General features: G+C 45.3%; 10 protein-coding genes and 2 tRNA genes. 5 read left to right on the forward strand and 7 right to left on the reverse strand.

From position 1 onward, the window contains the following. Positions 1-149: 149 nt before the first annotated feature. The 5 genes from U0033_RS23225 to U0033_RS23245 all read right to left on the reverse strand — a co-directional run bounded on the left by U0033_RS23225 (position 150) and on the right by U0033_RS23245 (position 5,094). A tRNA-Arg gene (locus U0033_RS23225) sits at positions 150-221 on the reverse strand. A 75-nt stretch (positions 222-296) separates the two neighbouring features. Beyond that, the gene (locus U0033_RS23230; protein ID WP_245801875.1) at positions 297-2,261 is read right to left on the reverse strand and encodes an AMP-dependent synthetase/ligase; all 1,965 of its coding nucleotides are present in this window, start codon (positions 2,259-2,261) and stop codon (positions 297-299) included. A 15-nt stretch (positions 2,262-2,276) separates the two neighbouring features. Then, positions 2,277-2,567 (reverse strand): 2TM domain-containing protein, encoded by a 291-nt coding sequence (locus U0033_RS23235; RefSeq protein WP_072365778.1) that lies wholly within the window; start codon positions 2,565-2,567, stop codon positions 2,277-2,279. A 474-nt stretch (positions 2,568-3,041) separates the two neighbouring features. After that, positions 3,042-4,256 (reverse strand): MFS transporter, encoded by a 1,215-nt coding sequence (locus U0033_RS23240; RefSeq protein WP_072365776.1) that lies wholly within the window; start codon positions 4,254-4,256, stop codon positions 3,042-3,044. Positions 4,257-4,407: 151 nt separating this feature from the next. Then, a complete protein-coding gene (locus U0033_RS23245) occupies positions 4,408-5,094 on the reverse strand; it encodes a FadR/GntR family transcriptional regulator (RefSeq protein WP_083571885.1) in 687 nt (228 codons plus the stop codon). A gap of 89 nt (positions 5,095-5,183) precedes the next feature. Here U0033_RS23245 and U0033_RS23250 point away from each other — a divergent pair, with 89 nt between their 5' ends. The 3 genes from U0033_RS23250 to U0033_RS23260 all read left to right on the forward strand — a co-directional run bounded on the left by U0033_RS23250 (position 5,184) and on the right by U0033_RS23260 (position 6,669). After that, positions 5,184-5,834 (forward strand): tetratricopeptide repeat protein, encoded by a 651-nt coding sequence (locus tag U0033_RS23250; protein WP_072365774.1) that lies wholly within the window; start codon positions 5,184-5,186, stop codon positions 5,832-5,834. 134 nt (positions 5,835-5,968) lie between these two features. After that, positions 5,969-6,535 carry a MarC family protein gene (locus U0033_RS23255; RefSeq protein ID WP_072365772.1) on the forward strand — a complete coding sequence of 189 codons (567 nt, stop codon included), beginning with the start codon at positions 5,969-5,971 and terminating at the stop codon, positions 6,533-6,535. A 62-nt stretch (positions 6,536-6,597) separates the two neighbouring features. Beyond that, positions 6,598-6,669 (forward strand) — tRNA-Arg (locus U0033_RS23260). A 67-nt stretch (positions 6,670-6,736) separates the two neighbouring features. Here U0033_RS23260 and U0033_RS23265 read toward each other — a convergent pair. Beyond that, a complete protein-coding gene (locus U0033_RS23265) occupies positions 6,737-7,603 on the reverse strand; it encodes a hypothetical protein (protein ID WP_072365770.1) in 867 nt (288 codons plus the stop codon). A 4-nt stretch (positions 7,604-7,607) separates the two neighbouring features. Further along, positions 7,608-8,936, reverse strand: coding sequence for an MBOAT family O-acyltransferase (locus U0033_RS23270; RefSeq protein ID WP_326980840.1), 1,329 nt, complete (start codon positions 8,934-8,936; stop codon positions 7,608-7,610). Between the two features lie 148 nt (positions 8,937-9,084). On the opposite strand from U0033_RS23270, the gene U0033_RS23275 reads away from it, so the two are divergent. Both U0033_RS23275 and U0033_RS23280 read left to right on the forward strand, forming a co-directional pair. Next, positions 9,085-13,008 carry a two-component regulator propeller domain-containing protein gene (locus U0033_RS23275; RefSeq protein ID WP_072365766.1) on the forward strand — a complete coding sequence of 1,308 codons (3,924 nt, stop codon included), beginning with the start codon at positions 9,085-9,087 and terminating at the stop codon, positions 13,006-13,008. Between the two features lie 120 nt (positions 13,009-13,128). Beyond that, positions 13,129-15,612, forward strand: a complete 2,484-nt coding sequence (locus tag U0033_RS23280) for a cellulase family glycosylhydrolase (RefSeq protein WP_072365764.1) — start codon at positions 13,129-13,131, stop codon at positions 15,610-15,612. Positions 15,613-15,621: the final 9 nt, after the last annotated feature.

Consider the following 15,621-nt stretch of genomic DNA (forward strand, 5'->3'; position numbering starts at 1 on the left):
TTTCTATTTAAAACTTGTAATGAAATACACCCATTTACGGGGGTTAGGTTTTGTATTACGTATTAAATGCTTTGCAATAAAATCATACACCAGTTGCAGCTGATTGTAAAACAAAAAAAGCCAGCATCACTGCTGGCTTTTTCATTTTGTAGCCCGGACAAGAATCGAACTTGTATCTAAAGTTTAGGAAACTTCTATTCTATCCATTGAACTACCGGGCCGTCACTTCAGGAAAAACCCTCCTTTAGCGGAGTGCAAAAGTAAAGGATTTTTCCAAAATTCCTTCACGCAATTAATTAATTATAGATTTTCTCAATCTGAGCGGCATATTTCTGGGCAATCACTTTCCGCTTCACTTTCAGCGTTCCCGACAGCTCTCCCTGGGCAATCGTCCATTCACTGGGCAGCAACTCAAACTTTTTCACCTGCTCTATATGGCTAAAATAGGCATTATACTTTTCCACGATTTGCTGGAACAGTGTCTGCACCTCCGGTAAGCGGCACAATGCCTCGCGGTCACTCAGGTGGATCCCTTTCTTATGCGCCCAGCGCTCCAGCTGGGGGAAGGACGGTACAATCAAAGCCCCGGTAAATTTCCTGTCTTCGCCCACCACCATCATTTGTTCTATGAATATGGATTCCTTGAACTTGTTTTCGATTGGCTGAGGAGCGACGAACTTACCGCCGGAGGTCTTAAACAGCTCCTTCTTACGGTCGGTGATCTTCAGGTACTTATCGTTTACCATGATCCCAATATCCCCCGTATGGAACCAGCCATCTTTGATAGATTCCGCGGTCAGGTCGGGGCGTTTATAATAGCCGATCGTGATATTCGGGCCTTTTACCAGGATCTCCCCGTCTTCGGCAATCTTTACTGTTACATTATCGATCAGGGGGCCAACGGTACCAAACATGCGGTCCTGTTCTTCCATACGGTTTACGCTGATCACAGGGGAGGTTTCCGTTAGTCCATATCCTTCCAGGATGGGTATCTGGGCAGCGGTAAAGATCTTCAGTAACCTGACCTGGCAGGCCGCAGAGCCTACTACGATCACATCGATGTTTCCACCCAGTGCTTCCCGCCATTTGCTAAACACCAGTTTATTGGCAATCCCCAGTTGTATTTTATACCACCAGCTCTGCTCCTGGTTGATGTCGAACCTTTTGCCCAGGTCTACGGCCCAGAAGAACAGTGCTCTTTTGATGCCTTTTAGTTCCAGTCCTTTGCCCATGATCTTTTCATATACTTTTTCCAGCAGGCGGGGTACGGTGGTGAAGATGCTGGGTTTTACTTCCCGCAGGTTATCTGCAATAGTATCCAGGCTTTCCGCATAGTAAATGGGAACGCCGGCAGTCAGATAGATATACGACACAGTACGTTCGAAGATATGATTGAGGGGAAGGAAACTCAGTGCCCTGGCGGAACTGTTCACTGGCAGGCAGGGGGCACAGGCGTGCACATTGCTCATGATGTTCTCGTGGGTCAGCATCACGCCTTTGGGAGTGCCGGTGGTACCTGAGGTATAAATAACGGTGGCTAATTGCGAGGGTTCGATGCTGTCTTTGATCGCTGCTATCTTTGGGAAGTCTGCTTCCTCTGCCATTGCGGGTATTTCCAGCCAGTGACGGGCACCGGGCACCTGGTTGAAGGTGAAAACCTCTCTGAGGTGAGGCAACCTGCTCCGGATGGCCGAGACCTTGTCGTAAAGGTCTTTGTCACTTACAAATAACAGGCTGGCGGCAGCATCGTTCAGGATGTATTCCAGGTCGTTGTCGCTCAGGGTAGGGTAAATAGGGGCCAGTACGGCGCCGGCCTGCTGGCAGGCAAGATCCGTAATGAGCCATTCGGGCCGGTTGGGGGATAAGATGGCGATCTTTTCGACATCTTCGGGGGAGCGGTGGCTGGTGGCAGAACTTGCAGTGTTGAAACCGCCAATACTGCCGGAGCTCACACCTGCGATGTTTCCAGTACCTGTTATACTTCCGGCACCGCTGCTATCTGCAGCACCTGCGATACCCCCGGCATCAGCACCTCCCATGCCAACACCAATCAGCTCTTCCTTAAGAACCCCTTCAGCCATCCGGCCTCCAATGCCTAATTTCAACAACCCTGCACTGAAGCGTAGTGTCAAATCGGCTACTTCCTGTGTGCTATATTTTTTCCAGACCTTATTTTCTTTTCCTACCAGCATATCGGCTTTTGGGAAATGTGCCAGCTGATATGCAATGATGTCAAATAATCTACTTGGCTGATCAGTCATGTTGTTTGTGGTTTATTACAGGCCTCTGTGTTCCTTCTCCGCTTGCAATCGCTCATACTCTTTCAGCGTATCCCCAAACGGATCGCGGTGAAATGCATTGAAGTACTGGAATGCAATGGCTAAACCCCATCCCAGACCCGGCCATACCGGCCAGGGGGTGCCTTCATAATAATGACCCGTGGTAGCATACCAGATAGCCCAGAAGAAGAGGTTCATAACGAGGTAAACAATCAGGGAATTCTTGAAAGCTGTCCTGGATTTTGCAATCTTCCAGAGCCTTTCATCCCTTTGCTGTGTAGTTTCCATATGTTTCGTGGTTTAATAGATAGGCGCGTTACTAAATATAGATAATTTTTTTTGAATTATCCCGCAGTCCTGCTACCGGACCCTGCACCCTTTGAATTCTCTATTTTCCAAAAAAAACACCCCAATTCCCTATAAGCTAATAGGGGAATTGGGAAGGAACGTAATAAAAATTAAAATGATAGACTACCCCTCTCACTGCAATATCACTGCAGTGGAACTGATTATTTTTGAAGAGACAACCTGACAGACAATACGAACAATATATAGCTTACCAGATCAGCGCATTACGGCATTCCACGGATTTCACCTAAACTTATTGACGATCATCACTCGCAACGATATTCAAAGATTGTGTCTTAATGGTTATTTAATTGATGAAACCCAGAGCGTTTTGTTTAATAATGCACTCACCAGTCCCTGGTGATAAGCTTATCCCTTATGAACAGGGACCGGTGAGCTGGTTTTTATAACAAACTACTTTTTGGATTTCTCAACATCAGGCAGTAATCCTGTTAACAAACCTATCAATGGCAGATAGGCACATAACTGGAATACGTAGTCTATGCCCTTGCTATCGGCAATATTGCCCAGTACTGCCGAGCCGATACCACCCATACCAAAGGCAAGTCCGAAGAAAAGACCGGCTATCATGCCTACCTTTCCCGGTACTAACTCCTGCGCATATACTAATATTGCAGAGAATGCAGAAGAGAGTATCACACCGATGAATATACTCAGTACACATGTTCCCATCAGGTTTGCATGTGGCAATAACAATGAGAAGGGGGCCACTCCAAGAATAGAAATCCAGATCACATATTTACGTCCAATGCGGTCGCCCAGCGGGCCGCCAAAGAAGGTTCCAGCTGCTACTGCAAAGAGGAATACAAACAGGTAAATCTGTGATGCCTGCACACTCACATTGAACTTGTGCATGAGATAGAATGTATAATAACTGGTCATACCTGCCATGTAGAAATACTTGGAGAATACCAATACAAGCAAAATGCCCAGTGCAAAAATCACTTTCCCTTTTGAGAGATGATTATCTGTATGTACCTGCACCTTTTTAGGTTGCAGACGATGCGTATTCTGTTTATACCAGGAGCCGATATTGATCATTACGACGATTGCAAGTATCGCCAGTACAGAGAACCAGCTCAGGCTGGATTGTCCATGCGGAACAATGATCATCGCTGCCAGCAAGGGTCCAAGTGAACTACCTGCATTGCCTCCCAGTTGAAAAAGGGATTGTGCCAGGCCATGCTGACCACCGGATGCCATATGTGCCAGGCGGCTGGATTCAGGGTGGAATACGGAAGAACCTACGCCGACAAGGCCTACAGAAAATAGTACAAAGTAAAAATCATGTGCCTGTGAAAGACATACAAGGCCCAGCAAAGTAAAGCCCATGCCTATGATCAGGGAATAAGGCTGTGGCTTCCTGTCTGTATACAAGCCTACCAGTGGTTGCAGCAGGGAGGCAGTGAGCTGGTAAGTGAGCGTAATGTAACCTACCTGGCTAAAATTGAGATGCAGTGCATCTTTGACGATCGGATAAATGGCAGGGATCAGTGACTGAATGGCATCATTGATCAGGTGAGAGAAGCTGAGGGCCAGAAGAACAGAGAATACGGTCCTCTCAGCGGCCTGTTGTACAGGTGCTTTGGCAGTGGCGATCTTTTCCATAAAATGTATCAGTGAAAAAATAGGCAATACGGTTTCTTTACCGCTTCCCTGCAGTGGAGGCAGTTGTAAAAGAAACTTTTATTGCTGGTTGAAAATTTAGATTATGCTTTGCGCCTCGCTGAGGCGTCACTCAAAAAAACTGGCTGAAAATTTAAAGGTACTTGCTATCGGTGTGGTCGATGATCTTCTGTACACATTGCCAGGCCTTCTGATCATCCTGCGCCACAATACTATTCAATAGCTGCTTATGCAGGTGCTGCGTATTAGTAAAAGTATCAGTCGTCTTAAACCGTTCCAGGAATTTCGCTTTCAGGTGTATGGCTACAGTCCTGTATAAGTCCATCAGGATACTGTTATTCGAAGCCTGTGCTATAGCCACGTGAAACTCAATATCCGCATCTATACAGGCTGCAACATCATTGGCTGCGCCATATTCTTTTCTTTTTTTCAAAGCGGTCTTCATCCGTTCAATATCCTCATCTGTTCTGTTCAGTGCTGCTTTTTGGGCTATTTTCAGTTCCATCAGTTGCCTTACCTCGTCCAGGTCTTCAAACTGTGCGCGTTTGAGCCGCTGGGGGAGGGGTTCTGCAATACCTGCCTGCTCTTCCACAAAGGTGCCCAGGCCCTGTTGTACCCTGAGTATCCCGCTGTTTGCCAGGATGCGTACGGCTTCCCGGATGGAGGAACGACCTACCCCGAAAGCTTCCATTAAGGCTGGTTCGGTAGGTAATTTTTCGCCTGTTTTATAATTCCCTAAAGAGATCTGTTCCTGTAGCCGCTGCGCAACCTCGTCTGCGAGGCTGTTTCGCCTGATTGGTAAGGATTGTTTATTCATCATATCATCTGATGATTCAAAGGTAATAATTCCTTTTAAATTGGCACATCTTTTTTTATTTATCTTTGCGCCTCTTGTAATAGATTTGACAGATGAAAGCATTAAACTTATTTATTCGTTATAGATTCCCACTGGGTATCATTCTTTTGTTGGGCGGGATTGCACTGGGTGCTTCTGTGGGCTGGTGGGAAGCCACCATCGTGCTGGTGCTGGCGATCATCTGCCTGGTCACACATTTTATGTTTGGCCCTATGCGCCTGGTACAGGAAGCTGTTGAAGCTGGTGATATTGATACTGCCATGGCGATGATGAATACCATTAAATTCCCTAAACTGTTATATAAGCCTATTCAGTCAGTTTATTATTTCATGCAGAGTAACCTGGCCATGTATAATAAGGACCTGGACAAGGCAGAGGCGACTATCCGTCAAAGTATCAAATCTGGTAGTCCGATGAAGGAGTATGAGGGGATGCAGTATTTCCAGCTGGGTACGATTGCTTATCAGAAGAATGACCTGAAGGAAGCGGATTCCAACCTGAAGAAAGCGGTGAGAATGGGCCTGCCTGATAAGGAAAATACGGCAGCAGCGTTGCTGACCCTGGCGTCTATCGCGATGAGCCGGAGGGATTTTAAAACTGCAAAAGACTATTTCCGCAGGGCAAAGGCACAAAAGCCAACCACTGCACAGATCGTAAGCCAGATCAAGGAAATGGATAAATATATTTCCCGTATGCCAGGTTGATGCCGGCTATGGATTACAAAAAGGGAGCTTCGTTCGAGGCTCCCTTTTTCATTTATAGGTACAATACCAGCCGTCCTTACGACAATCTTTAATAGCCAATTAAATATTACATTTGCAGGAAATACGAACCCTGCATGTTTCATTTTGACCAGATCTTGGCTATTACCTTTACACTCTTCGCGGTGATTGATATCGTTGGTTCCATCCCGGTTCTCATTTCCATGAAAGAAAAACTGGGCCACATCGATTCGGGCAAGGCGACCCTTGCTTCCGGTGTCCTGATGATTCTTTTCCTGCTGGTGGGTGAACCCTTCCTGAAATTATTGAGTGTAGATGTCCATTCATTTGCGGTAGCAGGTTCGATCGTGATCTTTGTAATCGGGCTTGAAATGATCCTTGGTGTGGAGTTTTTCAAGAGTGAGCAGGATACGAAAACCGGTAGTTTGATTCCTATCGCATTCCCGCTCATCGCGGGTTCTGGTACACTGACCACCATTATGTCGTTGAAGGCGAACTTCGACCAGTGGAATATTTTTGCAGGGATTTTAATCAACCTGGTTATCATTTATGTGGTGCTTCGCTCCCTGAGTTTTATAGAAAGAATACTGGGTAAAGCGGGGTTGATGGTAGTCCGTAAGTTCTTTGGGGTGATCCTCCTGGCGATAGCTGTGAAAATATTTAAGAGTAATCTTAACCTGTAGTTTTTGTAATTGAGATCAAAAGCATTAGTTTTGCCTTCCTTGCCCGAGAGGGAAGGCGTTTTGGCCTCGTAGTACAATGGATAGTATAAGAGTTTCCGAAGCTCCAGATACAGGTTCGATTCCTGTCGAGGCTACTAAAACAGGAAAAGTCAGCAGTAATGCTGACTTTTCCTGTTTTAAATATGAAAGTGGTGATCGCTGTCAAAATCCTGCCAATGCCAGCCTGTCAACCTCTTCTTTGAAATAAGATGTATAATCCCACGCATTACTTTCAGTTAAATGTATACCATCCTTTGTTCTGAAGTTGCCTTGAGGCAAATGGATAAACCAGGTATTCTGCTTACCCTGAAAACGTTGTTGGATCATATTACGCACCAAAACGGTCTTTGGTAAATTTTCCAGACTTTGATCTACCGGCATTTCAAAAAAACAAACGTGACTACCTTTGGCGGTTACTTCCTCAACAAAGCCTGTCAGCTCATCCAGTGCTTTTTCAAGCGCCATCGTATCAATGGGATCCGTGTACTGGCGCCGTGATCCCGCTAAGAGATTCATAAATATATTTGCAGGAACAGTATCATTAACAGGCACTACCTGGTTGTTCCCCGGTTGTTGATGATCCTTTTTAAACTTACTTAATAAGATACTTACCGGCTGATTTTCTTCCTTCAAAGCAGGAAGTACCTCTTTTATTTTATTATTCACAGACGAACTGAATAATGAAGTGTAAGCTTCATCCGCAGGTTTATTAAAGAAGTTGATCTCAATAAATATCCTGTGAGGATAAGAATTTCTTTTCATAACAATATTCCGCCCGTCTGCGGTACTTAAACCCGGCATCGCCAGCTTGTACAAGCCATTTAGACTATCTGTCGGCATTAGTGCACTAAGTGATGTACCCAATAATACGCTTTCTGGCGCACGCTTCCCGAAAATGTATTTCTGGCCTTCCATTACGTTCAGCTGATACTGGTATTGATAGGTAGAATATTCTTGTTTTTTAACCCTGAGATAAATATTGAAGCCTGCAAAAAGAACGATGAATGTGATAAGACTATATCGTATCATTATATTAAAATTGGAAATAGATAAATGAACCAGAAGGGCCACTATTTACGGCTATCATAAAAAGCATGCAACCACATATTACGTATTGGTATTTTCTGGCAACTACCTGTATTTTCCAGTGAGCCGGCATGATATAAAAGAAATGATAAAGGACAACCGGGAATGAGTATAGCATGATACATAATACCATCGCATAATCCTGTGAGGTATGCATATTGGTACCTATGGCTTTCAGATAAGCAATCACTTCATTAAAGGGCAACCTGAAAAGCAACCATGCCAGTGTGACAAAAGAAAATACCATTATCCCTTTACAGATCAGGCCCGTCCGACTACTGATCTTTATTCCCAATGACTTATCTATTAACCGCTCTATTGCTAGTGCTAAACCATGAAATGCTCCCCATACGGCATAACTCCATGCAGCACCATGCCATAAACCACCTAATACCATGGTTATGGTAAGGTTGAAATAGGTTCTGAACTTCCCTTTCCTGTTGCCCCCTAAAGGTATATACAGGTACTCTTTAAGAAAAGTAGATAAGGAAATGTGCCATCTTCTCCAGAATTCGGAGAAGCTCGTTGAAATATATGGGAACTGGAAGTTTTCCAGCAGGTCGTAGCCAAACATCTTTGCCAATCCTAACGCGATAAATGAATAACCTGCAAAGTCAGCGAAGATCTGGAACGAATACCCCAACAGCATGGCTATAAGACTAACACTGGATTTCATATGATAATAAGGTGCCGCCATCCAGAAGGTAAAATTCGCCAGATTATCAGCCACCACCATTTTCAAAAAGTAACCTAATGTCAGCTTTTTAAATACATATTCCCAGTCTATATTCTTAATGCTTTTCGATCCTATCTGCGGATAAAACTCGTAAGCTTTCAATATCGGACCCGCAATAAGGTGGGGGAAGAATGAAATGAAAAAAAGTGTTTTTATGGTATGCTGAGAAAATGATCTATCAATACTCAGCTTGTCCGAATGCTTGTTGGAATATACATCTACCAGCAGGCTAATTCCTTCAAACGTATAAAAGGAAATACCAATTGGCAATGGGATAAGGGTTAAATAATGCCCAATTCCCATGGATGTATCCATGAATGTATGAGCTAATAACGAACCGTATTTGAAGTAAGAGAGAATACCCAGGTTAATGATCACACCAAGTGCAGCATACAATTTTCGTTGGGCGGCATTACCATTTACAATTAAGTAACTGGCACCAATATTTATGGCTGCCGAGGTAAGTAGTAACAACAATAAATGGGGCTGGCCATATGCGTAAAATACGAGACTCGATGCAATCAATATCTGGACCTGCATTCTCTTTAAATACGGCACATAATAGACGACAAAGGTTATTAGAAGTAGTAATACAAACCCCCAACTATTAAATAACATAAATAGGATTTTCTGTTTTGCGCTAAAATTAGCATTTCCTGAATAATTTTCCCTCTACATTTGTACTGTTATGCTTAAGCGATTTATTTGTACTGCAATTTTCATATTGTTCGTACAATTACTCTGGGGACAGAACTACCAGTACCATACATTCAAAAACATCGCCATCGGGCCGGAAGCTACCACCATCAACGCTTTCGCCCAGGATAGCCTCGGCCTCATGTGGCTGGGTACAAATAACGGCCTCTATAGCTACGACGGCTTTTCTGTACAATCCCACCTGGGCAATGACACCTCCCACAAAACTTTCGTATACGACATCATCGTCATCAACAAAGAATTGATGTGCCTTGCCATGGAAAATGGCATCTTCTTCTATAACTATCAAAAAGACCAATACGAAACCAGCCCCGTTCAATTCCCCACCGATGTAAGAACCCTGCTCCTGGAAAATGATAATCTCTGGATCGGCTCTTTTAAAGGCCTCTTTAAGTATAACCTTACCCAAAAAAAACTGGAAAAGGTTGGATATAAAGGACTGTCAAATCATACCATTTATTCCCTGACCCGCACCAGCACAGGAGACATCTTAATCGGCACCTACAATGGACTCTATTGCCTCCCCGCAGATAAATCACAGATCCGCCAGATCTCACTGGCCGACCCTCATAAACGCAGCAACCTTTTCGTCAATGCCTTATTTGAAGACACCAGCCGGAATATAATATGGGTAGGAACTGAAGGAGGCATCTATTATTATGACCTTCATAAAAACCTCGCCGTCAAGCTACCCATCCTGCAGGATCACTCCGTAAAATCATTGATCACCGATAACAGGAATAAACTCCTCATTGGCACTGATGCCGGGTTTTATATCTACTCTCCCGACACCGAACAACTGGAACGTATTGTGCACGATGCCCGGAACAAAGGCTCCATCGTCAATAACATTATCTGGAGCCTCTTTGCTGATAAGGAATCAAACATCTGGCTCGGTACCGATTACGGCATCTCCCTGCTGCAAAACCAAAACAGCCTGCAGGTCATCCCTATCTTCGAGATCACCCACGAAAAGGACGGGAACCGCCTTTATAACATCTACAAAGACACTTATGGGGATTACTGGCTGGGAGGCACTAACGGCATTATCCGCGCCAGCTCTCCGGGAGCACATGAGGTCCTGTCCGCATGGTATAAGATGGGGGATAAGGCCCTGCCGATTTCGCATAACCGCATCAGGGATATCTTTGAGGATAAAGATAGAAATGTATGGGTCGCCACAGATGGAGGAATCAACAGGTTCGACCACCAGGCGAAAGCCTTTGTCAATTATAATATCATCGACAGCTCCCAATCCCGGAATGCTAACTGGGCGTATAGCATCCAGGAAGATGCGCAAAAAAGGCTGTGGATCGCCACCTACCTGGGTGGGATCTTCGTGGTAGACAGATCACAGCTCACAGGAGGAACGAACAGGGAGGTGCCTCATCATACGGCTGCTCCTGATATGGGGCTTAATAATCCTGCCATCATCGCCGTTCACAACCTCGCCGCCCACAATGGCCTGGCAGGTAATTCTGTCAACCAGCTCGCCAGGGACCAGCAGGGGAATATCTGGGCTTTGATCTACAACAGGGCCATACATAAGATCGATCCACTTACTTTTCACGTTGCAACCGTCATGGATGGATCAAAGCACCCTTCGTACATGATCGCAGATGATGCCGGGGTAATCTGGATCGGTTGCCAGGAAAGCATTTCCAGGATCAAAGATGGCCAGATCAAAACCATTCCTTTCAATGCCGGTGGGATCCTGAGTATGGAACAGGTGGCTGGAAATATCTGGATCTCCACCAGTGAAGGCATCTGGATGATGGACCGGCATACCACCACTGTAAAACGGTTCAATAGTAGCCAGTCTGCCTTTACGTCTATATATTATGACCGCGACCTCCACGAGGTATACCTGGGCGGAGCCGACGAATTGGGCATTGCTGCCACCGCTATTCAAACTGCTACGGGTGCCGGTACGAAGCTCTGCCTCACCGCCCTGTATATTAATGGTAAGCTAACCGGCTCTGTAAGGTACAAGGATGAAATACGCCTGAACCACGAACAGAATAACCTTGCTTTTGCCATCTCTGACCTCAACTATTCCGATCCTGAAGGTAGCCGCTATGTATACAGGATCACCCAGCTGGATGATGACTGGATTACTTTGCCACTCAATAATAACCTGATCACTTATAATAATCTTAACTACGGGAACTATACCCTGCTGGTAAGCAAACTGGATGCCTATGGAAAACCATATGCCAATCCTTTAAAATTGTCTATCACCATTATTCCCCCCTGGTACTATACCAACCTGGCAAAGGCCATTTACTTCCTGATCGTGGTAGGACTGGTATTGTGGGCGATTAATTTCTTCCGGGTCCGGCATAATCTCAAGATCGAACGCATAGAAAAGCAAAAGACGGTCGAACTGACCAACCTGAAGCTGAACTTCTTCGCGGATATTTCCCATGAATTGAAAACCCCGCTAAGCCTTATCCTGGCGCCTGTAAGCCAGATGCTGGCAGAAACCCGGAGTCCGCTGAAAAAGAAACAGCTCGAAGGGATCCAGCAGAATGCCCTGAAACTAAATGGACTGATCCACCGCGTACTGAATTTCAACCGGGCTGATAGCAATGCACTTTCTGCCCTGGTATTGTCAAAACTGGAACTGGTGGCTTTCGGGCGAAAGCTATATGAGGCATTTATCAGCAAGAACAGGGCTTTTACCTTCACCTGCAATAAGGAGGAGATCTATATTGATACAGATATTATCAGAACAGAGGCCATTATCAGTAACCTGCTATCTAATGCCTGCCGCTATACAAATGATGGAGGTGCTATTCACCTGGACATTCACCAGAAGAATAATGCCGTTGCTATATCAGTAGCAGATACCGGTATTGGGATCCCGGCGGCGGAGTTGCCATATGTATTTGAGCGCTTTTTCAAGTCCTCCATTACGGCTAGGAATAAAGAGGGTTCTGGTATAGGACTTTACCTGGTAAAGAACTATGCAGAACAACTGGGGGGCTATGTAAACATCACATCTGTTGAAGGTGAAGGTACTAATGTAACTGTCACACTGCCCGTGCCGGAAAAGGAAGTGCTTCCTGTTCCGAAGGAAGAGAGGCTGTTGCCGGGTAACCAGGAGCACAACGACAATCCCCCTGAAAAACCGCTTCGTAAAAAAGTCCTTATTGTAGACGACAACCAGGAAATCACTGAATTCCTGCAGCAGGCCCTTGCGGCCCAATACCAAACCCAAACAGCCCCTGACGGCAAAAAGGGAGAAGCCCTTAGCATCGAATGGCAGCCCGACCTCATCATCGTAGACGTCATGATGCCTGTAATGGATGGCCTGGAAATGAGCAAACGACTCAAAAAGCAGGTTATGACGGCGACCATACCTATTATATTATTAACCGCCAAAGACGACAGGAAAACTGAACTGGAGAGCATTGACCTCGGTGCCGATACATTTATGTCCAAACCTTTCGATATTTCCATCCTGCTTTCCAGGATTGAACAACTCCTGAAACGCAGGGAAGACATGGAAAGCCAGCTAAGGATTTCGGCCCTCACTGACCCAACAGAAGAAAAAGCCTTATCCCGCGATGAGGAATTCCTCTCTAACATCACCCGGATCATTGAGGAGAAAATGGACGATCCCCAGTTCAATGTACAGGTGCTCGGCGACCTGAGTTTTACCAATTCCAGACAACTTTACCGTAAAATAAAGCAACTCACCAGCCTTACCCCGGTAGAATACATCCGCTCCATCCGGATGAAAAAAGCCGCGGTTCTCCTCCAAAAGAACAAATTCTCCGTGGCAGAGGTCATGTACATGGTCGGCTTTTCTGAAGCCTCTTATTTTTCCAAATGCTTCCAGGCAGAATTCGGACAAACACCTTCTCGGTTTGTAAAGAACAATTTATAGATATATATAATCAATATGTGTATCCTTTGTCTGAATTTTATCCTATTATGTCCGATATCAGCCCCGCTTAAAACCGATTCTTAAATAGTTTCGGACCGTACGAAAAACTGATACGGTTATATGTCCCTAAAGACGATTCCACTACTTTGCATGTGCTTGTATTTTACGGCCACGTTCGCTCAGCAAACTATCTATGTAGATAAAGCTGGTGTAATGCGCTGGTCGGATACTAAACAGGAGGCCTCCTTTTACGGGGTGAATTATACCCTGCCTTTTGCCCATGCTTACCGTTCAGTCAAAGACCACAAAGCAGCCATCGACAAAGATGTATACCACTTTTCCCGGCTTGGATTCAATGCTTACCGCATCCACATCTGGGATGTAGAAATCACCGATTCCATAGGAAGGTTACAACAGAATGAGCACCTGGATCTCCTCGACTACCTGATCTCCAGGGTACAGCGCCGGGGAATCAGGGTGCTGATCACCTGCCAGACCAATTTTGGAAATGGTTACCCCGAAAGGAACGAGCCAACCGGTGGATTCTCCTATTTATATGGTAAATGTGATGTGCACAAGCACCCAGGGGCCATTGCAGCACAACAGACTTATGTAAAGCAGTTACTCTCACATCTCAATCCATACACCGGTAAGGCCTATAAAGAAGATCCGACCATTGTAGGCTTTGAGATCAATAATGAGCCCTGCCATGAGGAATCTCCTGCGCAGACCAAAAAGTACATTGCCGGGATGGTAGCCGCCATCAGGTCTACCGGCAATAAGAAGCCAGTCTTCTATAATGTAAGCCATAACCGGGAGCATGTATCTTCTTTCTATACATCTGATATTCAAGGTACTACCTACCAATGGTATCCTATTGGCCTGGTAGCCGGTCATACCCGGAAAGGGAATTTCCTGCCTCATGTAGACCAATACAATATCCCTTTCTCCGGCGAAAAAGGGTTTAACACCAAGGCAAAGGCTATTTACGAATTCGATCCGGCAGACATTACCTATAGTTATATGTACCCTGCTATGACCCGGACATTCCGTAGCCAGGGTTTCCAATGGATCACCCAGTTTGCATATGATCCCATCGATATTGCAGCTTATAATACCGAGTACCAGACACACTATCTCAACCTGGCTTATACTCCCAGGAAAGCCCTGAGCATGAAAATAGCAGCAGCGGTGGCCAGCACTGTAAAAAGAGGGGAACGATTCCCGGCCTATCCTGCTGATACTACGTTTGGAGATTTCCTGGTGAGTTACCAGCAGGACCTGAGCCTGCTCAATTCACCACAGCAGTATTTTTACTCTAACAATACCAGCGCAAGGCCTGTAGCTCCTGAGCAGCTGACCACAATAGCTGGTTATGGCAATTCACCGGTGGTGCAATATGAAGGTACAGGTGCCTATTTCCTGGATAAACTCGAAAATGGGGTATGGCGTTTAGAGCTTATGCCCGATGCTATCCAGGTAGCAGATCCCTTTGCAAAACCTGCCCCGGACAAGGAGGTTGTCAGCATCGCATGGCATCAATGGCCTATGCAGCTGCAATTACCAGACCTGGGGAATCAATTTATTGTCAGGAGCGTCAACTCCGGCAAGCCGGATACCATCGCCGAGAAAGGTGCTTTTAACGTCAGTCCTGGTGTTTATATACTGATGAAGGAAGATACCCGGCGATGGTCTGCTTCTACTGAATGGAAGCATATTACGCTCGGTGAATTCGTAGCCCCGGCTGCACAACCCAGGCAATTTGTAGTTGTACATACACCACCTGCTACTGCTGATAGCGGGCAAAATATAGAGATCCATGCAGACATTGCTGGGCCCTCTTTCCCTGATAGCGTGATCCTTCAAACAGATCATGTCTCTTTCTGGTCCAGTCACAATCCTTCTGTTCGTTTAGAACGTGATCATGGATATACTTATAAGGGTACTATTCCTGCCGGTATGATCAATGGCAACGCATTAAAATATACGATTACTGTATATCATAACGGCAAAACATATACGTTCCCGCAAAACAACGCAGGTGCACCACTGGACTGGGATTTTACCGTGACCGCTTATTATGAAACTGCGATTACAAAGGATCTCATACTTGCCGGGGAACTGGAATACTATTCCCTGTCAGACAGTGCATTTATCCAGGCTGCCAGTGAAAGAGAGCAACCATATACAGCAACCGTGCAGCGATATATAATGCATGTAAAGGATGAAAATGCACGTTTCTTCTGGAGAAAAAATATCAACAGGGACAGGTCATTCAATGCCGTAAAGTACCTCTGTGTATATGTTCCCAAAACAAGCCTGACTGCATTGAATGTAGGATTTATTACCACAGATGGTTATACCTATTCACAACGCATTGCATCAGCAAAAACACAGCAGGTATACAAGGTACCAGTCAGCGGTTTACAACAGGATAGTACCGCGCTATTACCTCGTCCATACCCGGTTTTCCTGGATCAATACTTCACACCAAAAACCAACATTGACTTTAATATTAACAACATTGAAACACTAAACATTTCCACCACAGACAAGGTGCCGGATCACGCTTCCATAGACATTGGAGCCATCTGGCTTGAGTAAACAGATCGT

Source organism: Chitinophaga sancti (assembly GCF_034424315.1).
In the GTDB taxonomy this organism is placed as follows: Bacteria; Bacteroidota; Bacteroidia; order Chitinophagales; family Chitinophagaceae; genus Chitinophaga; species Chitinophaga sancti.